This is a genomic window from Fictibacillus sp. WQ 8-8, assembly GCF_024494405.1.
Lineage (GTDB): Bacteria > Bacillota > Bacilli > Bacillales > Fictibacillaceae > Fictibacillus_C > Fictibacillus_C marinisediminis.
Genome location: NZ_JAMXKG010000005.1, coordinates 43,964 through 65,263, shown reverse-complemented (window position 1 = coordinate 65,263; position 21,300 = coordinate 43,964). Strand labels below are relative to the sequence as shown.

At 44.1% G+C, this 21,300-nt stretch carries 19 protein-coding genes and 1 pseudogene; 17 read left to right on the top strand and 3 right to left on the bottom strand.

Going from position 1 to position 21,300, the window contains the following annotated elements; genetic code table 11:
- Positions 1-1,143: an IscS subfamily cysteine desulfurase gene (locus M1K46_RS12270; RefSeq protein WP_256226203.1), complete on the bottom strand. Its 1,143-nt coding sequence runs from the start codon at positions 1,141-1,143 to the stop codon at positions 1-3.
- Positions 1,144-1,242: 99 nt separating this feature from the next.
- On the opposite strand from M1K46_RS12270, the gene nadB reads away from it, so the two are divergent.
- The 12 genes from nadB (at position 1,243) to yajC (ending at position 12,546) form a co-directional block, all read left to right on the top strand.
- Positions 1,243-2,814 carry an L-aspartate oxidase gene (nadB, locus tag M1K46_RS12265; RefSeq protein WP_256226201.1) on the top strand — a complete coding sequence of 524 codons (1,572 nt, stop codon included), beginning with the start codon at positions 1,243-1,245 and terminating at the stop codon, positions 2,812-2,814.
- A complete protein-coding gene (gene nadC, locus M1K46_RS12260; protein ID WP_062234178.1) occupies positions 2,768-3,652 on the top strand; it encodes a carboxylating nicotinate-nucleotide diphosphorylase in 885 nt (294 codons plus the stop codon). Before nadB ends, nadC begins: the two co-directional genes overlap by 47 nt.
- On the top strand, positions 3,609-4,712 hold the full coding sequence (gene nadA, locus M1K46_RS12255; RefSeq protein WP_256226200.1) for a quinolinate synthase NadA: 1,104 nt from the start codon (positions 3,609-3,611) through the stop codon (positions 4,710-4,712). The genes nadC and nadA overlap by 44 nt, the downstream gene beginning before the upstream one ends.
- A gap of 140 nt (positions 4,713-4,852) precedes the next feature.
- Positions 4,853-6,448: a LysM peptidoglycan-binding domain-containing protein gene (locus tag M1K46_RS12250; protein WP_256226195.1), complete on the top strand. Its 1,596-nt coding sequence runs from the start codon at positions 4,853-4,855 to the stop codon at positions 6,446-6,448.
- On the top strand, positions 6,438-7,427 hold the full coding sequence (locus M1K46_RS12245; protein ID WP_256226194.1) for a phosphotransferase: 990 nt from the start codon (positions 6,438-6,440) through the stop codon (positions 7,425-7,427). The genes M1K46_RS12250 and M1K46_RS12245 overlap by 11 nt, the downstream gene beginning before the upstream one ends.
- An 87-nt stretch (positions 7,428-7,514) precedes the next feature.
- Complete coding sequence (locus tag M1K46_RS12240; RefSeq protein WP_256226193.1) at positions 7,515-8,102, top strand: YhcN/YlaJ family sporulation lipoprotein; 588 nt, start codon at positions 7,515-7,517, stop codon at positions 8,100-8,102.
- A 142-nt stretch (positions 8,103-8,244) separates the two neighbouring features.
- A complete protein-coding gene (gene ruvA / locus M1K46_RS12235) occupies positions 8,245-8,838 on the top strand; it encodes a Holliday junction branch migration protein RuvA (RefSeq protein ID WP_256226191.1) in 594 nt (197 codons plus the stop codon).
- Positions 8,839-8,851: 13 nt separating this feature from the next.
- The gene (gene ruvB / locus M1K46_RS12230) at positions 8,852-9,850 is read left to right on the top strand and encodes a Holliday junction branch migration DNA helicase RuvB (protein WP_256226190.1); all 999 of its coding nucleotides are present in this window, start codon (positions 8,852-8,854) and stop codon (positions 9,848-9,850) included.
- A complete protein-coding gene (locus tag M1K46_RS12225; RefSeq protein WP_256226189.1) occupies positions 9,850-10,047 on the top strand; it encodes a DUF2905 domain-containing protein in 198 nt (65 codons plus the stop codon). The genes ruvB and M1K46_RS12225 overlap by 1 nt, the downstream gene beginning before the upstream one ends.
- A gap of 21 nt (positions 10,048-10,068) precedes the next feature.
- Positions 10,069-11,130 carry a tRNA preQ1(34) S-adenosylmethionine ribosyltransferase-isomerase QueA gene (gene queA / locus M1K46_RS12220; protein ID WP_256226188.1) on the top strand — a complete coding sequence of 354 codons (1,062 nt, stop codon included), beginning with the start codon at positions 10,069-10,071 and terminating at the stop codon, positions 11,128-11,130.
- A complete protein-coding gene (gene tgt / locus M1K46_RS12215; RefSeq protein WP_053357719.1) occupies positions 11,108-12,250 on the top strand; it encodes a tRNA guanosine(34) transglycosylase Tgt in 1,143 nt (380 codons plus the stop codon). Before queA ends, tgt begins: the two co-directional genes overlap by 23 nt.
- A gap of 32 nt (positions 12,251-12,282) precedes the next feature.
- Positions 12,283-12,546 (top strand): preprotein translocase subunit YajC, encoded by a 264-nt coding sequence (gene yajC, locus M1K46_RS12210; protein WP_053357720.1) that lies wholly within the window; start codon positions 12,283-12,285, stop codon positions 12,544-12,546.
- Positions 12,547-12,595: 49 nt separating this feature from the next.
- Here yajC and M1K46_RS12205 read toward each other — a convergent pair whose 3' ends face one another.
- Positions 12,596-12,958 (bottom strand): TIGR04086 family membrane protein, encoded by a 363-nt coding sequence (locus tag M1K46_RS12205; protein WP_053358516.1) that lies wholly within the window; start codon positions 12,956-12,958, stop codon positions 12,596-12,598.
- Positions 12,959-13,164: 206 nt separating this feature from the next.
- Here M1K46_RS12205 and M1K46_RS12200 point away from each other — a divergent pair, with 206 nt between their 5' ends.
- On the top strand, positions 13,165-13,836 hold the full coding sequence (locus M1K46_RS12200) for a DUF421 domain-containing protein (RefSeq protein WP_256226186.1): 672 nt from the start codon (positions 13,165-13,167) through the stop codon (positions 13,834-13,836).
- Between the two features lie 29 nt (positions 13,837-13,865).
- Here the strand turns inward: M1K46_RS12200 and spoVB are convergent, their stop codons facing one another.
- Positions 13,866-15,419: a stage V sporulation protein B gene (gene spoVB / locus M1K46_RS12195; RefSeq protein ID WP_256226185.1), complete on the bottom strand. Its 1,554-nt coding sequence runs from the start codon at positions 15,417-15,419 to the stop codon at positions 13,866-13,868.
- A 119-nt stretch (positions 15,420-15,538) separates the two neighbouring features.
- Between spoVB and M1K46_RS12190 the strand changes: the two genes are divergently transcribed.
- The 4 genes and pseudogenes from M1K46_RS12190 (at position 15,539) to M1K46_RS12175 (ending at position 21,156) form a co-directional block, all read left to right on the top strand.
- A complete protein-coding gene (locus tag M1K46_RS12190; protein ID WP_231689225.1) occupies positions 15,539-15,802 on the top strand; it encodes a post-transcriptional regulator in 264 nt (87 codons plus the stop codon).
- A gap of 204 nt (positions 15,803-16,006) precedes the next feature.
- Positions 16,007-18,221 (top strand): annotated as a pseudogene (gene secDF / locus M1K46_RS12185) (protein translocase subunit SecDF).
- Between the two features lie 61 nt (positions 18,222-18,282).
- The gene (gene recJ, locus M1K46_RS12180) at positions 18,283-20,613 is read left to right on the top strand and encodes a single-stranded-DNA-specific exonuclease RecJ (RefSeq protein WP_256226184.1); all 2,331 of its coding nucleotides are present in this window, start codon (positions 18,283-18,285) and stop codon (positions 20,611-20,613) included.
- A gap of 30 nt (positions 20,614-20,643) precedes the next feature.
- On the top strand, positions 20,644-21,156 hold the full coding sequence (locus tag M1K46_RS12175) for an adenine phosphoribosyltransferase (RefSeq protein ID WP_256226183.1): 513 nt from the start codon (positions 20,644-20,646) through the stop codon (positions 21,154-21,156).
- Positions 21,157-21,300: the final 144 nt, after the last annotated feature.

The window sequence follows — 21,300 nt, the reverse complement described above, 5'->3', positions numbered from 1 at the left end:
TCAACTCCCTGTTTGATAATAAAAGCGTTGTGTAAGATCATGGATGGCTGCAGCCAAAGCCTTAATTTCCTCTTTTGTTGTTTCTTTTCCGAGTGTAATCCGCACGAGTTCATGTGCTTCATCCGCTGATCGCCCCATCGCAAGGAGTGTTTTGGAAGGTTCCTGCTTTCCTGCTTTACAAGCTGAACCGGTTGAAACAGCGATCTTCTGGCGGTTTAATTCTAGCATGACATACTGCCCTTCAATCCCTTTCAGACGAATGGCCAGAAAATGTGGCAGCGTCGTATGGCTGTCTCCTTCAATGATTAAACATTCATCTTCTTCTGTCAGGGAAAGAAAGTAGTTTTTTAATTCTTCTACATTTGTCTTCCATTCTACCATACGAGTCACGTGATTGCTTGCCGCTGTAATAAAAGAAACGATTCCCGGAGTGTTGATTGTTCCAGGGCGAAACCCTTTTTCATGTGTACCGTTCTTGAGCAGCGGCTGCCAGGTGAGAGTGGGGGAAATATATACAGCACCTACACCTTTAGGGCCATGAATTTTATGAGAAGAAACAGTAAGAGCACCAATATTCATTTCCACCGCATGAAGAGGGATCTTTCCGAACGTCTGGACACAGTCACTATGGAAAATGACATTCTCTTCTTTCAGCAAAGCTCCGATTTCACCTAATGGCTGGATAACGCCTATCTCACTGTTTCCATGAGTAATCGTAGCGAGAATGGTCTCTTTTCGAATGGCGCTGCGAAGATCGTTTAAAGCGATCCTCCCGTTCTGATCAACAGGAAGTACGGTGATTTCAAAGCCTTCATTTTCTAGAAAAGCAAGGGCCTGCTGCACGGATCCATGCTCTAGCGGTGAAGTGATGATGTGGTTTCCTTTTTCCTTGTTTCCAAAAGCAAGGCTTGTGAGCGCAAGAAAATTACCGTCGGACCCTCCTCCTGTAAAGTAGATCCCTTCACTATTGCAGCCAATCATCCCGGCCAGTTCAGCACGTGCCAGATTGACCAGATCTGCAGCCTGTGATCCTTGGTCATGCAGGCTCGAGGTATTTCCAAAGTACATTTTTGCTGTTTCTGTAAAAGCATACAGTGCTTCTTCTGATATAGGAGTCGTTGCTGCGTAATCAAGATAAATCATTCTTAAACCGCCTCTCGTAAAAAACTCTTGTCATAAGTGTAATTCTATGTAAATATAAGTGTCAAGACACCTGTAAAGAAAATGAACGGGGGTTTCGTCATGAACCTAGAGTCTACAGACGTTCTCATTATCGGCTCCGGCATTGCTGGATTAATGACAGCCGAATGTTTACGCTCGCATAAGAATGTGACAATCATCACAAAGTCTTCCTTCCAGAACAGCAATTCTTATCATGCCCAAGGAGGGATCGCAGCGGTCACTGAAAAAGAAGACCACTGGGCTGAACACTTTATAGATACCGTAAAAGCAGGAAGTTTTCACAATGAAGAAACTCTCACCGAGATTCTGGTCAAAGAAGGTCCGGACATGATCCGAACGATGGAGGATTGGAAGGTTCCCTTTGACCGCAACAAAGATGGCAGTCTCACGCTCGGCAGGGAAGGAGGACATCGGCGGGCACGGATCGTCCATGCTGGCGGTGATAGAACAGGTTCAAAAATAGTTGATGTCCTTTATCAAAGAATCTCACATCATATTACGGTCAAAGAATTTGAAATAGCTGGGGACCTTATCATTAAGCAAGGAAAATGCGTTGGTGCCTGGACAAAGAATGCGGACGGTAAGATTACTGTTTATTTCGCAGACTCTGTCATTCTTGCTTCCGGAGGCGCAGCTGGTCTTTATACCGTCAATTCCAACGACAAAAGCATTACAGGAGACAGCATCGCCCTTGCATTTCGAGCAGGTGCGGTACTCTCTGACCTGGAATTTATACAGTTTCATCCAACGATGCTATTTACGAATGGGGCATCTTTCGGTTTAGTATCGGAAGCGGTAAGAGGAGAAGGGGGCACATTGGTTACTTCCGAAGGAACACCCTTGATGTCTGGTGTCCATGAGATGGGTGACTTGGCACCTCGAGATATCGTTTCGAGGACTATTTTTGAATTCATTCAAAAGGGATATGAAATTTTTCTTGATGTTTCAAAAGTGAAAAGCTTCACAAACCGGTTTCCTGCCATAACAGCAAATTGCCGAAACGCTGGAATTGTACTTAACGAAGGCAGAATTCCTGTTGCCCCGGGTGCTCATTTTACAATGGGAGGAGCGGTCACAAACCAATGGGGGGAAACGACAGTTCCTCATCTGTATGCTGTTGGGGAAGCTTCCCGAACCGGCGTGCATGGCGCCAACAGGCTTGCGAGCAACTCACTGCTTGAAGGTGTAGTCTTCGCCAAACGGACAGCTGCAAGGATTATGGCTTTGAAGGAGCATGAAGCCTCCCTGTACCCGGTTAAATGGGAATATACAGAACAACAGAAAAGAAGATGGCCGGAGAAACATGAGATTCAAAGACAAATGACACAGTATGCAGGGATTGTCCGGACAAGGGAAGGCCTGGGTGAAGCGATCCGCTGGTTTGAAAATTTCTCCATAGAAAAGCCGGATTATCACTGTAAACCCGATGAAATTGAAAGGATTAACATGCTGCAAACCGGCTGGCTGATCGTTACATCTGCTCGCTTGCGGACAGAGAGCAGGGGCGGCCATTACAGAAGTGATTTTCCGTCCAACGATGATAACTGCTGGCTGAAAAAACAAGTATACAGAAAGAAGGATCAAAATGAACAAGCTGAAGCTAAAAAAGCAGCTGCAGGAATTTTTTCTTGAAGATCTTGGAGAAGGGGACATCACATGCGGATTGCTGTTTCCGGAGGATGAGGAGACAGAAGCGCGCTTTATCGCTAAAAAATCCGGTGTATTTTCGGGAATGGATGTGATTTCCGAAGGGTACCGGCTGCTAAGCGAAAATTGTACAGTTGTTCCTAATGTGAAAGACGGCGATGTTATTAAACCTGGACAGATTCTTGCTGAGGTGAAAGGTCCTGCATCTGCTATTTTTGGCGGAGAACGAGTCATTCTGAATCTCGTGCAGAGGATGTCAGGGATAGCGACGCTAACGAATGAAGCAGTAACCGTTCTAAACAGTGAAACAACGAAAATTTGCGACACGCGTAAAACCACACCAGGGCTCAGGATGTTCGAGAAATACGCTGTCCGCTGCGGCGGAGGGTATAACCACCGTTTCGGCCTGTATGACGGGGTGATGGTCAAAGACAATCATATCGCCCGGGCTGGCGGTATAACTGAAGCCGTAAATACTGTGAAGTCCAGTCTGGGACACATGGTGAAAGTGGAAGTAGAAACAGAGAATCTTGAACAGGTGAAAGAAGCTGTAAGCGCAGGTGCGGATGTGATTATGTTCGATAACCGCACACCAGAAGAGATTGGAGCATGGAAACATCATGTTCCTGGTCATATCATTACGGAAGCTTCCGGAGGCATATCCCTTGATGAACTTCGTCATTATGGGAAAACAGGAGTGAATTTTATTTCGCTTGGATTGCTCACTCACTCAGCGGTATCACTCGACATCAGTTTAAACATTACAGGGGGGTTAAAAGATGAGCTTACTGGAAGCCTTCAAGCTGAAATCCGGAATTCCTGAAACCTATTTCACGATGACGGAAGAAGAGATGATCGAACGGGTCAGAGCAGTTAAGAAGAAGCTCGGAGACCGTTTGTATATTCCAGGACATCACTATCAAAAAGATGAAGTGATTCAATTTGCGGATACGTCGGGAGATTCGCTCCAGCTCGCCCAGCAGTCGGCCAATAACCGTGATGCGGAATTCATCGTATTTTGCGGGGTGCACTTCATGGCGGAAACAGCGGATATGCTGACGGAATCTCATCAAAAAGTGATCCTTCCGGATATGAGAGCCGGATGTTCCATGGCGGACATGGCGGATATCCATCAGACAGAGAAAGCGTGGGACCGATTACAGTCCTTGTTCGGTGATACGCTCCTGCCGCTCACGTATGTCAATTCTACGGCAGCCATCAAAGCATTCTGCGGTAAGAATGGGGGTGCAACCGTGACCTCATCAAATGCAGAACGAATGCTGGAATGGGCGTTTGCACAAAAAGAAAGAATCCTTTTTCTTCCCGATCAGCACTTGGGCCGGAACACTGCCTATACGCTGGGTGTTCCATTAGAGCAAATGGCAGTATGGGATCCAATTGCTAATAAATTGGAATATGACGGAGATCTGGATGCAGTTAAAGTGATTCTCTGGAAAGGACACTGTTCGGTCCATGAAAAATTCACAGTTGATAATATTCGATCCTTGCGTGTGAACGATCCAGAGATGAAGGTCATCGTCCATCCAGAGTGCAGCCATGAAGTCGTTCAGCAATCGGATATGGCGGGCTCCACTCATTATATTATTCAGACGATCCAAAACGCTGAGCCAAACAGCGCTTGGGCGATAGGGACAGAGATGAATCTCGTCAACCGCCTGAAAAAAAACCATCCGGATAAACGGATAATTTCTTTAAATCCCAATATGTGCCCCTGTCTGACGATGAATCGCATTGATCTTCCTCATCTGACATATGCGCTTGAAAAAATCGCACAGGGAGATCCTCAGAACATCATAACAGTGGACAGCGAAACAACTGAATACGCAGTAAAAGCTCTTGAGAGAATGTTAGCAAGAGCGTAGATGACTCCTTCCTGTCAAAGTCATACAGCTGATTTTCAGGGCATAAATTGGTAAAAGACCGACTACTGAAATAGGTAGTAGCACAATGCCCAGATTCTCATATACTGTATAGAAATTTGGCAGGAGGGAGTTTTGTTTACGTGAGAATTCATATCGTTCAAAAAGGTGATACTCTCGAAAAAATCGCCGATAAGTATAATGTAACTTCTGAAGAATTAAGAAGAGTGAATTTCGGTTTATCTTCAGGCGCTCTTGAAAGAGGATCAAAAGTAAAGATTCCTTCTGAACAAGTGCCGATCGGACGCGGAGAGAAAGCAAAGATGCCGTTTATGATGCCAGGCTCTAAAAAAGAGCAGCCGAAGAAAAAAGAAATGCCCAAAAAAGAAATGCCAGCAGCTCCAGTTCAGGAAATTCCGGTTCCAGCCCCGCCGCCACCGCCGCCAAAACCTGCACCTATTCCAGCTCCGCCTAAAGCAGCACCGATTATCCCAAAAGCAGCACCAATAATCGCAAAAGCAGCACCGATAATCGCAAAAGCAGCACCGATAATCCTAAAAGCTGAACCTAAAATGGCGCCAAAGGCCGAGCATAAAATGCCGATGAAAGCAGAACCCATCATGCCGTTAAAGCCGGCACCGGCAAAAAAGGATATGCCATTTAATCCATTGCTTCCGAAAAAAGATTACAAAGAATCGTCCATGAAATCACCAAAACCGCTTGCCCCTATGTCTCATAAAGATTTTGCGGCGTTTATGGAATCATCCTCATCTTCACATATGAAATGGGGACATCACCACGAGCCGATTCACTATAAAGAACCTCAAATGAACTATGTGCCGCCTGCCTATCTTTCCCCGGGGCTCGTCCATGGAAAAGACCAGTTTGGAATGGGGAAACAGCATAAACATCCATTCTTGGGTGAAGAGTCATCTTCTGTAATGAACCAGATGTTTTCAGGTGTTCCGCCGATGTTTGAACAGCCTCAGGGGTACACTGCTCCAGTATATGGAGGTGCAGGGGCAGGAATGCCGCCATTCAGTGCCATGCCTTATCAAGGCCAGGGACAGCAGGCAGGATCTTATCCTCAAGTTCCCCCAGGCGGTTTACAAATGGGTATGGGGGCGCCAGGTTCAGGCCAGATGGGATACAGCAGCATGCCTCAGACTGGAATGCAACAGCAGCCTAATATGGCATCCCAGCACGGAATGATGCTATCGCAGGATCAGCAGCAAAATCCATATGCTACGTTTATGCCGATGCAAGGTCAGCCGATGGGCCAGGGAATGCAAGTTCAGCCATACGTCGGCCAGCCGATGAGCCAGGGAATGCAAGTTCAGCCATACGGCAGCCAGCCGATGAGCCAGGGAATGCAAGTTCAGCCATATGGCAGCCAACCGATGGGCCAGGGAATGCAAGTTCAGCCATACGGCAGCCAGCCGATGAGTCAGGGAATGCAGGGTCAGCCATATGGCAGCCAGCCGATGAGCCAGGGAATGCAAGTTCAGCCATATGGCGGCCATCCGATGGGCCAAGGAATGCAGGGTCAGCAAATGTATGGTGAATATCCGCCAGGTCAAGTTTCTCAAGGTTATGGTGATATGTCCGGAGGGCAAGTATCTTACGGCGGTAATCCCCCAGCAGGACAAATGGGTCAGATGCAAGGAATGCCAAATCCATACTCACAGGCGCAATACCGTGATGGCTCGTTAGACAGCCAAGATCAAGATGAAGAGTAATTCATACGGAGACGGTTTCAAAAGAAAGCGTCTCTTCTTAAGTAGCCTTACTGAGAAAGGGCTGGATATTAAAAACCATTATTTTGTGAAACACAATGTTTGTATTATTGAAACCAAAGCAGGAACTTATGTGCTTAAAGGGTTCTCCAGAAAGGAAGAATGTCAGGAGCAATTGAAGCTGTCCCGGTGGTATTCTCAGCAATCAAGTCCGATGATGGGAATATATACGGCTTTTCCGACCGGAAAGAAAATACATTACTATGAGAACATGTATTGGGGCATCATGCCTTTTTATAAAGGTGATGAACTTGATCTGAATGACGAAAAGGACATTAGAGACGGAATCCATGCGATTCGAAAGTTCCACCGCCAGAGTATCTTTCAGTCTGACTCCTATCTCTCGCTTCTATCGAGCTATTCACTTATCGAAAAGTGGACCAAACGATTTAATGCTTTTAAAAGAAATAGTAAAAAACATCATATTTCTCATGAGATGAGTGAAGCTTTTCAGGAAATGATTGGGTGGGGGAAATGGTCATTGAGCAAATTGAACCGAAGAGAACTGGAAAAAATGGAACAGAACGCAAGACAAAAGGGTGAAGTATGCCACGGAGATGTAGCTCCTCATAATTTTATGCGCTTAAGCGGGGACAACGTAATCTTAATCGATTACGACCTGTTTTCCGTCGTCCCGCATGATTATGACATTCTTCAATATGTAAACCGGATCATGCCATATTGGGATTGGTCCCCATCCATATTGCGAAAATGCCAAGACCCTGAGCTGGAATCGCTTCTTCGTAAAAAATGGTTTTTAATCGCCCTTGTTTTTCCGACGGATCTATACAGAGAATGGAATCGTGCATTCGAAGCGGGGAAAGATCAGATCAAAGAAATGACGGCCTTTACAGAAGAAGATCTTCCGTTCCGGAGAAAGTTTATAAAAACAATACAGGAATTGGTCAAGAATCCCACGTAATATCCAGAAATTATATGTCTTACCGGTATGTAACAGAGTAAAAAGAACCTCCGAATGCCATTCTAGTGGTGAAAGGAGGTTTTTGCATTGAAGATTTTACTAAGTGGAATAACGGTTCTTGCATTAACAGCAGGTCTGGTGGGCTGTAACAACAACAAAGGTGCGCTCGACCGCAACGATAATGATGTAAGGCCGATCGGATATTATTCCAACGAGGGTGACAACCGCGGTGATTTGGACCGCAGTAAAGGCCCTGTTACTGACATGATGGATAATAACCGTACCGACCATAATGTAACGTATCATGAGGACTATGATGGTGCGCTTGCCGAGAAGATCAGGAACCGGGTTAACAGTATGAACAATGTAGACGATGCTCACGTTATTTTGAATGATAACAACGTCATTGTCGGAATAGATACCAGTGAAAACGATAAAAGCGCTGTCAATCAGAGAGTGTATAGAGAAGTGAAAAAGCTGGTTCCCAATCGGGATGTTCGCGTGACAACTGATGACTCGATCGTGAATCGAATCAAAAACGTAGATAATAATCTCCGTGACGGCAAAACAACCAATGAAGTCAGCTCTGACATCAAGGGAATTATGGCGGATATCGGAAAAGCAGGCACCAACTTAGGAAATGCAGTTAAACGACCTTTCGAAAATAATCGTTAGAGAACAGGATTTTTTCTGTTCTCTTTTTTTATTTCTTTGAACAGAAGCATTGCGATTTTTGTGTTAAACTCCCCGTTCGGGCTGACTCTGTGATACAATACTGACAGAAACGTATGGTCGCTTTTTTAAGGAGAGAACATGATTGATTGAACATATAAATGGAAAGATTGAACACGTGTCTGCTGAATATGCAGTTCTTGAAGCCAATGGGATTGGTTACCAAATTTTTTGTCCGAATCCATTCATCTATCGTCCCGGTCAAGCTGAGACGATCTACACATATCATTATGTGAGGGAAGATTTGATCGCGCTGTATGGGTTTAAAACACGCAAAGAGCGAGATTTATTCTTAAAATTATTAAACGTATCAGGAATAGGCCCAAAAGGAGCCTTAGCCATCATGGCATTCGGACAGCCAGAACAAGTGATCCGGGCCATTGAAGCTGAGGATGAAGGGTTTCTTGTGAAATTTCCGGGAGTAGGGAAGAAGACGGCCCGCCAGATGATATTGGACCTTAAAGGAAAGCTTTCGATCTTCACTGAAGAGCCAATGGAGGGATTATTTGCCGGCCAGGTTTCCGACAGTTCTGAACAGCTTGATGAAGCGGTTGAAGCATTAACGGCTTTAGGGTATGCCAAGAAAGAAATTAATAAAGTGCTGCCTTCCCTTAAAAAGGAAGATCTGACAACAGATCAGTACATAAGGAAAGCGCTGCAGAAGCTAGTGAACCATTAGGGGCGTGATCGCTTTGGACGACAGAATAGTATCGGGTGAAAGCTCAAAGGACGATTTTTTTGAATTGAGTTTGCGTCCGGAATATTTGCATCAATACATAGGCCAAGAAAAAGTAAAAGAAAATCTAAATATCTTTATTCAGGCGGCTAAGCTTAGAAATGAGGCCCTTGACCATGTTTTGCTATACGGGCCTCCGGGTCTTGGGAAAACAACGCTCGCATTTATCATTGCGAAAGAAATGAACGTCAATTTCAGAACGACAAGCGGACCCGCTATTGAGCGGCCGGGTGATCTGGCAGCTATCCTCACAGCACTTGAACCTGGGGATGTGCTGTTTATTGATGAAATTCACAGGCTATCAAGAGCGATCGAGGAAGTGCTCTATTCCGCGATGGAAGACTTCTGCCTGGATATTGTAATCGGAAAGGGCGAAACAGCTCGATCTGTCCGGCTGGATCTGCCTCCGTTTACGTTAGTAGGGGCGACTACCCGTGCCGGGTCTCTGTCCTCACCGCTCCGTGACCGATTTGGTGTGCTGGCACGTCTGGAATACTACAATAATGAAGATTTAACCGAAATTGTTACACGGACCAGTGAAGTATTTGGCATGAAGATTGACAGGCCGTCTGCCCAAGAGATAGCCCGCCGTTCAAGAGGGACGCCGAGGATTGCCAATCGCCTATTTAAAAGAGTACGTGATTTTGCCCAGGTTGACGGAAGGGACAGTGTCAGCATCAGTCTGGCAAACAGGGCGCTGGAAATGCTTCAGGTCGACCGTTTAGGATTGGATCATATTGACCATAAATTATTACAGGGGATCATCCACAAATATAAAGGCGGACCGGTAGGACTTGAAACCATTTCAGCTACAATTGGTGAGGAATCTCATACGATTGAAGATGTGTATGAGCCTTACCTGCTGCAGATTGGCTTTATACAGAGAACACCAAGAGGGCGAGTGGTTACTGCCCTTGCTTATGAGCATTTTAATATGGAGGTGCCAAACCCTTAATGGGGATTTCTCGGCTGTTAATTTTAATGGGAGTGATTTTGATCATCGTTGGAGGTTTGTGGACGTTCGTCGGTAAGATTCCTGGTGATATCGTTTTTAAAAAAGGAAACACTACTTTTTATTTTCCCATCGTCACATCCATTATCATCAGCATTTTGCTGTCTTTGATATTTTATGTGATCGGGCGTTTTAAATAGTTAGAGAAACAGGAGAAGAAAATGGACATCAATTTATTTGATTTTGAATTGCCGGAAGAGCTGATCGCTCAGACACCGCTGAAAGACCGGACGGCTTCAAGGCTCATGGTGCTTGACCCGGTAACCGGACAGATACAGCATAATACATTTAAAAATATAATCCATTATTTGAACCCGGGAGACTGTCTTGTCCTGAATGATACGAGAGTACTGCCGGCAAGGCTTCTTGGTGAGAAAGAAGACACTAAGGCTAAGATTGAGATTTTGCTGTTGAAAGAAACAGGCAGCGACACGTGGGAAACACTGGTGAAACCTGCAAAAAGAGTGAAACCGGGTACCGTTGTTTCTTTTGGAAACGGTCTGCTTAAAGCTGTTTGTCTGGAGGAAACGGATCAGGGCGGGCGTACCTTTAAATTTGAATATGAGGGTATTTTTTATGAAATTCTGGACGCTCTTGGCGAAATGCCGCTGCCTCCTTATATAAAAGAGCAGCTGGAAGAGCGGGAGCGATATCAGACGGTTTTTGCTAAACACCAAGGGTCCGCAGCAGCCCCTACTGCGGGTCTTCATTTCACCGAATCCTTGCTTGAAGAGATAAAGAACAAAGGGATTCATGTTGCTTTTATCACGCTTCATGTGGGATTGGGAACTTTCCGTCCTGTTTCTGTTGAAGACATCGAAGAACACGACATGCATGCTGAGTATTACCAGCTGACAAAAGGCACGGCTGCACTTTTGAATGAAGTAAGAAACAATGGCGGCCGAATTATTTCGGTCGGTACCACATCTACCCGCACCCTTGAGACAGTCGCTGGAAAACACGGAGAATTCCGAGAAGATTCCGGATGGACGGATATCTTTATTTATCCAGGATATCGCTTTAAGGCGATTGACGGAATGATTACTAATTTCCATTTGCCTAAGTCTACACTGATTATGCTGATCAGCGCGCTTGCGGGCCGCGAGAATGTCCTGAAAGCCTATAATGAAGCTGTGCGTCAACGGTACCGCTTCTTTAGCTTTGGAGATGCCATGCTGATTTTAGAAGGGGAGTACAAACATGACAGCAGCCGTTCGGTATGAATTAATCAAAACTTGTAAGCAGTCAGGAGCGAGGCTCGGAAAAGTCCACACGCCCCATGGCGTATTTGAGACTCCGGTATTCATGCCGGTAGGAACACTCGCTACCGTTAAAACAATGAGCCCTGAGGAGTTAAAAGACCTTGGCGCCAATATTATTTTGAGCAACACGTATCATCTCTGGCTTCGTCCGGGACATGAGATCATCCGTGAAGCTGGCGGCCTTCATAAATTCATGAACTGGGACCGTTCCATCTTAACGGATTCCGGCGGTTTTCAGGTATTCAGCTTAAGTGATTTGAGAAAGATCACAGAAGAAGGCGTGCATTTCAGGAACCATCTGAACGGAGAAAAGCTGTTCCTGAGTCCTGAAGGAGCCATGGAGATTCAGAATGCCTTAGGCTCGGACATCATGATGGCATTCGATGAATGCCCGCCGTATCCAGCTGAGTATGAATACATGAAATCCTCTGTAGAAAGGACGAGCCGCTGGGCTGAAAGGTGTCTGGCTTCCCATGAACGTCCGAATGACCAGGGGCTTTTCGGAATCGTTCAGGGTGGTGAATACGAAGATCTACGCCGTCAAAGCGCAGAGGACCTTGTTTCTCTTGATTTTCCGGGTTACGCGGTCGGCGGGCTTTCTGTCGGTGAACCTAAGGATGTTATGAACCGAGTGCTAGAGTTTACGACGCCGTACCTGCCTGACAACAAACCAAGGTATTTAATGGGTGTCGGATCGCCTGACTCGCTGATTGATGGAGCGATCCGCGGTATTGATATGTTTGACTGCGTACTGCCTACACGTATTGCAAGAAACGGAACGCTTATGACAAGTGAAGGCCGCCTCGTCGTCCGGAATGCGAAATATGCACGTGATTTCAGGCCTCTTGATGAAAATTGTGATTGCTATACGTGCCGAAACTATTCACGTGCTTATATCCGCCATCTGGTGAAGAGCAACGAAACATTTGGTTTCCGCCTCACAAGTTACCATAACCTTTATTTTTTGGTAAACTTAATGGAACAGGTGAAGCAGGCCATCCGCGAAGACAGGCTGCTTGATTTCCGTGAGGAATTTTTTGAACAATACGGCTTTAATAAACCTGACGCCAAAAACTTTTAACTGGCTTTAACTAATAGAAAGGGGTGAAAATAATGGGTTCTTTAGGTTCTCTTTTACCAATTTTACTGATGTTTGTCATTTTTTACTTTTTGCTGATCAGACCTCAGCAGAAAAGACAAAAGTCTGTTAAAACGATGCAGAGCGGCTTGAAAAAAGGTGATTACGTCGTAACGATCGGCGGTCTTCACGGCACGATTGAAGTGCTGGAAGAAAACACGGTGGTTATCAAATCGAAGGACGGTTCAGCGCTTACGTTTGACCGTAACGCGATCCGCGAATCAAGAGAAGTACAATAAAAATAAAAAATGGCAGAAGCCCCGTTGCTTCCTGCCATTTTTTATTGAGCTATTTATGGCTGCTGAAATTGACGCCCATGATGGCTCCCAGCATACAAAGGAGTAAAAAGATTCCGTGATACATGTACTGCATGGATGTAAATGTGGTTTGGTATCCTAAATATTGTACTAAAAACACGAGCAAGGAGAAAAGCAGGGCTGTACCGGAACCAAGCATAATGCCTTTTTCTTTTCCCTTTTTACCTGAAAGAAATCCTCCAATAAAGAGAGAAAGAAAGGAAAGACCAGTCGTCACCCATTTTAAAGATGATTCTGTCAGAGAAGTGAACCGCAATAGAAGAGAAAGAATAAGACTGCTTATGATAATGGCAACTAAAATTGTGGCAACACCTTTTATCATTGAAGAAAACATATGTCGAACAGCCACTTGGATTCGTCCTCCTTTACATACAAGCCTTCCTTATATCCATATTCACCGTCCCGAAAAATAGACGAACATTTTTTGTCCTTCTCCCTGGAAAATGCCCATTATTTAATTCAATTACCAAAACATTCGCCTCATGTTCATTCATCACGATGGTCAAACTAATTATGATGAAAATGAAAGGAGGGAAAGCAATGGAATATTATACAATTATTTTGAGGACCATCTTTGTTTATTTTATTTTGATTGGCGTATTTCGGCTGATGGGAAAACGGGAAATTGGAAAATTATCTGTACTTGACTTTGTTGTTTCCATTATGATCGCCGAACTGGCGGTCATCTCGATTGAAGATCCGAAAGTACCGATGCTTAAGCATCTGGTTGGAATTTTTGTACTGTTTCTCATTCAAATTTTCCTTGCGTTCCTTTCATTAAAAAGCAAAAAGGTTCGAGAGATCGTTGACGGCAAGCCTTCCATTATCATTGAGAACGGACAAATTAATGAATCTGAAATGAAAAAACAGCGCTATAATTTTGATGACCTGCTGACTCAATTAAGGGAGAACAACATAAAGAATGTGGCGGATGTAGAATTTGGAATTCTGGAATCAACAGGGAAGCTTTCCGTCATTACAAGAGAAGTTGAGTGTGACAGGAAAACAAATTCAGCAGTAAGCCCGCTCCCTCTGGTGTTCCCGGTGATATTGGATGGGAAAATTCAGGAAGACCATCTAAAAAAACTGGATAAAACCTCTTTATGGCTACGCCAGGAACTGCGCAAGATGGGAATCAAGGATACAAAAAATATCTCTATCTGTACGATAAATAATAATGACTCGCTGTATGTAGACAAAAAAGATGATTAAAGCCTCTCTAGAGTTCGAGAGGCTTTGTTTTATGCAATCCATCTTTTAATTAGCGGAAGGTGAGCGAGGTCTTCTCTCTTCACCAAGCGGAAAAACAACAGAGCAAGAAGATAAACGATACTTGTTAAGACGAGGCAGAGGCACATTCCTGCCACCCTTGAGAACTGAGGGAAGATATACGTATAGATGAGCTGTGAAACAAATCCGGTGATCATGATGGAAAAGAAACCGTAGATGAAATCCTTAGCTTTGATCGTATAGCTGATCGCTTTGGCCACACTTGCAAAATGAAGGAGGGTGACTACGACGATGCCTAGAACGATGGCCATAGCCACACCCATGATACCGAATTCAGGCCTTGTAGCAAGAGCAAAGACAGCAGCAAGTTTGACGGCTGATCCGATCAGGCTGTTCATCATAGCCGCTCTGGCAAGATTCATGGCCTGTAACACTGCCTGAAGAGGCCCCTGAAAATATAAAAAGAAAAACAGCGGTGTCATGACCTTTAAATAAGAAGCAGAAGCAGGAGAGTTATACATAAGGTCCATGATTGGAACGGCATACACGTAGGTAATTACCGCGGCGATGCCTCCAGACAGCATGGAAAGCCGCAAAGACTGATTCAGCCGGTGTTCAATCAAGGAATACTTTTTATTGGCGTTTGCTTCACTGATGGCAGGGACGAGTGAAACAGATAACGAATAGGTAATAAATGTAGGCAAGTAAAGCAAGGGAATGACATAACCTGCCAGTTCCCCGTACTGTCTTGTTGCGGCAATGGTGCTCACCCCGGCAATCGCCAGACTCCGAACAACCACAATCGGTTCAAAAAAGTAAGAAACAGAACCAATCAGCTGGCTTCCGGTGGTCGGAAGAGCGATTCCGAGCAGTTCGTTTAATGTGGAGCGACCGCCTTTTAGCTGTCCGAAAAATCCTTTTCGGACCTTCATGTTTTTTTTAAACTTAAACATGGAGAACATATATAAAAGGGAAGCGAGCTCTCCGATGATAACTGAGATCATCGCTCCGGCCGCTGCATACTCGACACCATAAGGAAGAAAGAGTCCGGTAAGAAGTGCTACAAGAGTAATCCGCACAATCTGCTCAATGACCTGGGAATAGGCGGAAGGACGCATGTTCTGAAGTCCTTGAAAGTATCCTCTCAGCACAGAAGATGCAGCGATGACGGGCACTACCGGTGCAATTGCGATTAAAGGGTAAAAGGTTCTTTTGTCTGTAAAGAAATAATGAGACAATATAGGAGCAGCCGCGATCATGGCAGTTGTAAAAATGATGCTGAGCACACCAGTTACGGCCAGGGAGACGATCAGTATCTTTTTGATCTTTTTGCGGTCGCCTTTCGCATCGGCCTCGGCCACTAGTTTAGAGATGGCGATGGGAAGCCCCATTCGTGTCAAGGTGATGGCTAATAGCATCGTCGGCACAGCCATCATATAAAGGCCGACGCCTTCCTGTCCCATCACCCGGGCGACAACTATGCGATTGATAAACCCAAGGATCCGTGTGATCAATCCGGCGAGAATGAGCAGCAGTGTTCCCTGGATAAGGGTTTGTTTTGACATATCGGGCCCTACTTTCTTATCAGAAATGAGTTTGACATCGGTTTTCCGTGTAACCCATTTATATGGAGAAAATGGACAAAGCATGACAAGTTGTTTTTTATCCGCAAAACGCAGGAGAGGTGAACGAATCATTGGATGTGATGAGTTTTGAAGACATGAAAACAGAGGTTGAACCAGCTCTGCAATGCAAAGCTGAGGAGTTTCATTTTCTTGGGTACGAGAGTGTTTCGAATGAAGAAGTATGGAATTGTGTGATGCGTAAGGCTCAAAAGAAAAAAGAGGAAGCAAAATTGCATGTTCTTGTTGGTCTGATACTTGGTTTATCATTGACCGATTTTATGAACTGGCTGACACTCGAAGCGTTTAAGAGGGATGTGGAATAAAAGGGCCATCCCCGGCGGGGTACCCTTTTTTGCTGTTTATCAAAGAAACGCAAAAGATAGGATTATGTAAAGTTTTACAAAGTTTTCGGAATGAAATTGACAGAAAAAAACAACTGTCGCTATAATGGGGAAGATTGCACTTTTCTATACATATTCATTATCGTGCTTAAAAGTGTGTCGGCAGCATGAAGGAGGAAAGAAGGAATGGTGAAGAAGAGCAAGATCCTTACATTTTTTATAATCCTTGCCGTAATTGTTGGTCTGATCGGCATGACAACAAAGGGGATTGTAAATAATATTAAGCTCGGTCTGGATTTACAAGGGGGATTTGAAGTACTTTACGATGTAAAACCAGCCAAAGAAGGCCAAAAGATTACAAACGATGTTCTAAAAAGTGCGGTAGAAGCACTCGATCGACGGGTAAACGTACTTGGTGTTTCGGAGCCGAACATCACAATCGAAGGGAAAAATCGGATCCGGGTTCAGCTTGCAGGAATCAAGGATCAGAACAAAGCAAGAAAACTCCTTTCTACACAGGCTCAGTTGACCTTCAGAGATGTCAATGACAAGGTATTGCTTGATGGATCGGACCTTAAAGGCGGCGGTTCAAAAGTAACCTTTGACCAGAACAATCCGAACCAGCCGATCGTTCAGCTGACTCTGAAAGATCCGAATAAGTTTGCTAAAGTAACGAGAAAAGTCATGAACATGGGGCCTGGACAAAATCAGCTCGTCATCTGGCTTGATTATAAAAAAGGCGATTCATATAAAGAAGAGGCGACAAAGAAAAAACCTAAATTTATCTCTGCGCCATCTGTCACTAAAGAATTGGATCAGAAAACTGTCGTTATTACTGGACATTTTTCCCAGGAAGAAGCGAATAACCTGTCTTCTATCCTGAATGCCGGAGCACTTCCTGTGAAATTGGATGAAAACTATTCGAATTCTGTTGGTGCTAAATTCGGGAAACAGGCTTTGGATGAAACGGTCACTGCCGGAATTATCGGTATTGCTCTCGTCTTCCTTTTTATGGCGTTTTACTACCGGTTCCCAGGCCTTATCGCTATTGTCACACTCAGTTTTTATATTTATTTAAACCTTCTCATTTTTGATTGGATGGATGCGGTACTGACTCTTCCAGGAATCGCTGCCTTTATCCTTGGAGTAGGTATGGCTGTAGATGCAAATATTATAACCGCTGAAAGAATTAAAGAAGAAATTCGTTCCGGAAAATCAATCGCTTCCGCTTATAAGTCGGGGTCAAAGCGCTCGTTTGCTCCGATCTTTGATGCGAATTTAACCTCCATCATCACAGCAGCAGTTCTATTTGCATATGGTACAAGTTCAGTTAAGGGATTCGCTCTCGTACTAATTGTGAGTGTTGTAACCAGCTTCTTTACCAATGTGTACGTATCCCGAATTTTGCTAGGCCTCTGGGTAAACAGCAAGTTCTTGAACAAAAAACCGGGTTACTTCGGAGTGAAAGAGAGTGATATACATGAGCTTTAGAAACCCGAATTTTCATTTTGATGTTGTAAAACAGCGGAAGAAATTTTTTATTTTCTCCTCTCTTTTAACCATCGTAGGGCTCATTTGCCTTTTAACCATAGGTTTGAAATTAAGTATCGATTTTGAAAGCGGAACGAGGGTTGAAATCAGCGGGAACCATTTAAAAGCTGCTGAGCTCAAGAAAGATTTTGAAGATTTAGGTCTTAAACCGGATGGCCAGCCGCTGATCTCTGGTAAAAATAGTGACAGAGCGACAGTATCCTTTGTTGGTATGCTCTCACGTGAAGAAGTGGCAAAAGTGAATACGGCCATTAAACAGAAATACGGAGATGAGCCGAACATCAATACAGTATCACCAACGGTTGGCCGGGAAATGGCCAGGAATGCGATCATTTCTGTACTGATTGCCTCCATCGGAATCATCATCTACATCAGCCTGCGTTTTGAATGGCTAATGTCATTGGCAGCGATTGTTGGATTATTGCACAACGCATTTTTGATTGTAGCCATATTCAGCATTCTGCGGCTTGAAGTGGATCTTACGTTTATAGCAGCCGTATTAACCATCGTAGGTTACTCAGTACATGATACGATCATCACGTTTGACCGAATTCGCGAAAACATGAAGTTTACGAAGGTGAAAAATGTTGAGACCCTCTACAAGGTGATCAACGACAGTATTATGCAGACTCTTACCCGTTCCATTAATACGGTATTTGCCGTAGTGCTCACGGTAGTTGCATTGCTGGTCTTCGGAAACGCGTCCATCATGAACTTCTCGATCGCCCTGTTGATCGGACTGGTTTTTGGAACGTATGCATCTATTTGTATTGCTTCTCAGCTCTGGTTTGTACTTAAATCCAGACAGTTGAAAAAACTTAAATTCAGTTCTGCCAATAATCAGGCATAGGAATTCATTGTCACCTCGTAACCCATTTTGTATAATAAATAGGTTATGAGGTGATTTTTTTATGTTGAAAGCACGAACGAGGTGGAATGTCCGAACTTTAGATGAAGATAAAGTAAAGGAATTAGCCTCTTCTTTAAAAATCCCAAAGTTAGTAGCCAACCTATTAGTTGCAAGGGGAATGGAAACAAAAACTAGTGCTGAACAGTTTTTGTCCAGTGGAACGGAGGCTTTTTATGATCCCTTCTTAATGGATGGGATGAGAGAAGCTGTTGATCGGATCCAACAGGCTGTTGCCAGCCAAGAAAAGATTCTTATTTTTGGTGATTATGATGCAGATGGAGTAAGCAGTACATCTGTTATGGTATATACATTAAAGGCGTTAGACGCCAATTTTGATTTTTACATACCAAATCGTTTTACAGAAGGCTATGGACCAAATGAACCCGCGTTAAGATGGGCGAAGGAACAAGGTTTCAGTCTTGTTATTACAGTCGATACGGGGATTTCAGCTGTGAATGAAGCACGTGCGGCGAAAGAGATGGGACTGGATTTTATCATCACTGACCATCATGAGGCTCCTCCTGTTCTGCCTGATGCTTATAGTATTATCAATCCCAAAAAACCTGGATGCCCATATCCTTTTAAAGGGCTGGCGGGAGTAGGTGTCGCGTTCAAAGTTGCGCATGCTCTGCTTGGCAAAGCTCCGCTTCACTTATTGGATATTGCCTCCATTGGCACGATTGCTGATCTGGTTCCTCTTGTGGATGAAAACCGCATCATTGCAAAAGAAGGAATAAAGGCACTAGAGAGAACCACTAAGACAGGATTAAAAGCACTTCTCGAGGTTGCTGGTTTAAAAGATACGGTGCTGAATGCAGAGCATGTAGGGTTTGCGATTGGCCCCCGTGTTAATGCGGTTGGAAGACTGGATTCTGCAGTTCCTGCGGTTGAGCTTTTTACGACTGATGACAAGGAAGAAGCTGCCATGCTTGCCGCTGAAATTGATCAATTGAACAAAACACGTCAAACCATTGTATCTGAGATCACAAAGGAAGCCATTGAATTGGTGGAACAAAAGTATCCACCTGATAAAAACAATGTTCTTGTTGTCGCAAAGGAAGGATGGAACGCAGGAGTCATCGGTATCGTAGCTTCCCGGCTAGTCGAACAATTTTACCGTCCGACAATCGTTTTAAGCATCGATGAAGAGAAGGGCCTTGCCAAAGGATCGGCAAGGAGCATTGAAGGCTTTGATATGTTTGAGAACTTATCGCTGAGCCGTGATATACTTCCACACTTTGGAGGGCATCCTATGGCGGCAGGCATGACTTTGGCCGTAAGTGATCTGGATGAACTGAGAAGCCGGCTTAACCGCCAGGCTGGTGAACAATTAACAGAAGAAGATTTTAAACCCGTGACTTCTATTGATTTGGAATGCTCACTTGATGAAGTATCCATTGAAACCATTGAACAAATGAACAAATTGGCTCCTTTTGGCGTCAGTAACCCTACTCCGCGCGTACTGATACCTGATGTTAGAATCAGCGAGATCAAGAAGATCGGCAGCCAGTCCAACCATTTGAAAATACAATTCTCAGATGGCAAATCCAAGCTGGATGCGATTGGTTTTCATAAAGGCCCGCTAATGGATGAGCTAAGCTATCATTCCCCGCTCTCAGCGGTAGGAGAGCTATCAATCAATGAATGGAACGGGTTCCGGAAACCGCAGCTTATGCTTAGTGATCTGGCCGTAAAAGAATGGCAATTATTTGATCTGAGAGGGATAAGGGACGCTCAGAAAAAACTGTCCGGCCTCCCTAAGGACAAAGTTCTTCTCATCGCCTTTGAGGCAGATACGAAGGAACATCCTGCGTTTTCAGACTTGAAAGAGCAGATCCGGCTTTATCCGCAGGAAAAAGAAAGCCTGAATTTTGAAGAAAAGTATGTTGTTTTTCTCGATGTTCCAAAAACAAGGGAAGAATTCTTTTATCTGCTGGAAAGCAATCCAGAACCCGAAAGAACATATGTCATCTTCCACCAGGAAAATGATCAGTTCTTTTCCACTGTTCCGACAAGAGAGCAGTTCAGATGGTTTTATGCGTTCTTAACCAAACGTAAAACATTTGATGCCAGCAAGCACGGAGAGGAACTGGCTAGACTTAAGGGCTGGTCGCGTGAAGCAGTGCCATTTATGTCAAAAGTGTTTTTTGAGCTGGATTTTGTTACAATAGAAGATGGTGTTATTTCGATTAATGATCGTCCTGACAAAAAAGACCTGAAGCATTCATATACATATAGGAGTAAATTAGAACAAGCGGAGATTGAAAATCAACTTGTCTATTCTTCCTATCAGGATTTGAAGAACTGCTTTGATCAGTATAAAGGGAAATAATCAGGCGTTGATACAGGAGGAAAATAGAAGATGGATTACAAAAAATATATCTCTGTAGTGGAAGATTTTCCGCTTAAGGGTATTCGGTTTAAAGATATTACCACACTTATGCAAGATGGCGAAGCTTACGCTAAAGCTGTAGATGATATTGCAGAATATGCAAAGGATCTAAACATAGATGCAATCGTAGGTCCCGAAGCGAGGGGCTTTATTGTTGGCTGCCCGGTTGCTTATAAATTGGGGCTTGGTTTTGTGCCGGTTCGAAAAGATGGAAAACTTCCTCGTGAAGTGGTAAAAGTAAGCTACGGCCTTGAATATGGCAAAGACGTGCTGACAATGCACAAGGATTCTATTAAACCGGGACAAAGAGTCCTGATTACGGATGACCTGCTTGCGACAGGTGGAACAATCGGTGCGACCATTCAACTTGTAGAAGAACTTGGTGGAGTTGTCGCAGGGATAGCTTTCATGATTGAACTTACGTATTTGGACGGACGAAAAAAGTTATCCGGATATGATATTTTTACGTTAACGCAATATTAAAAGATCGAAAGGGTGCTCTCTGAAAACAGAGTACTCTTTCTTTTTCATATGGAATTGTAAATAAAGGAAATTCGACATTTTTCGTTTTTTACTTTACAGCTTCACTTTTTTTCATGATAATAGAAGCAATATACAATTTTTGAC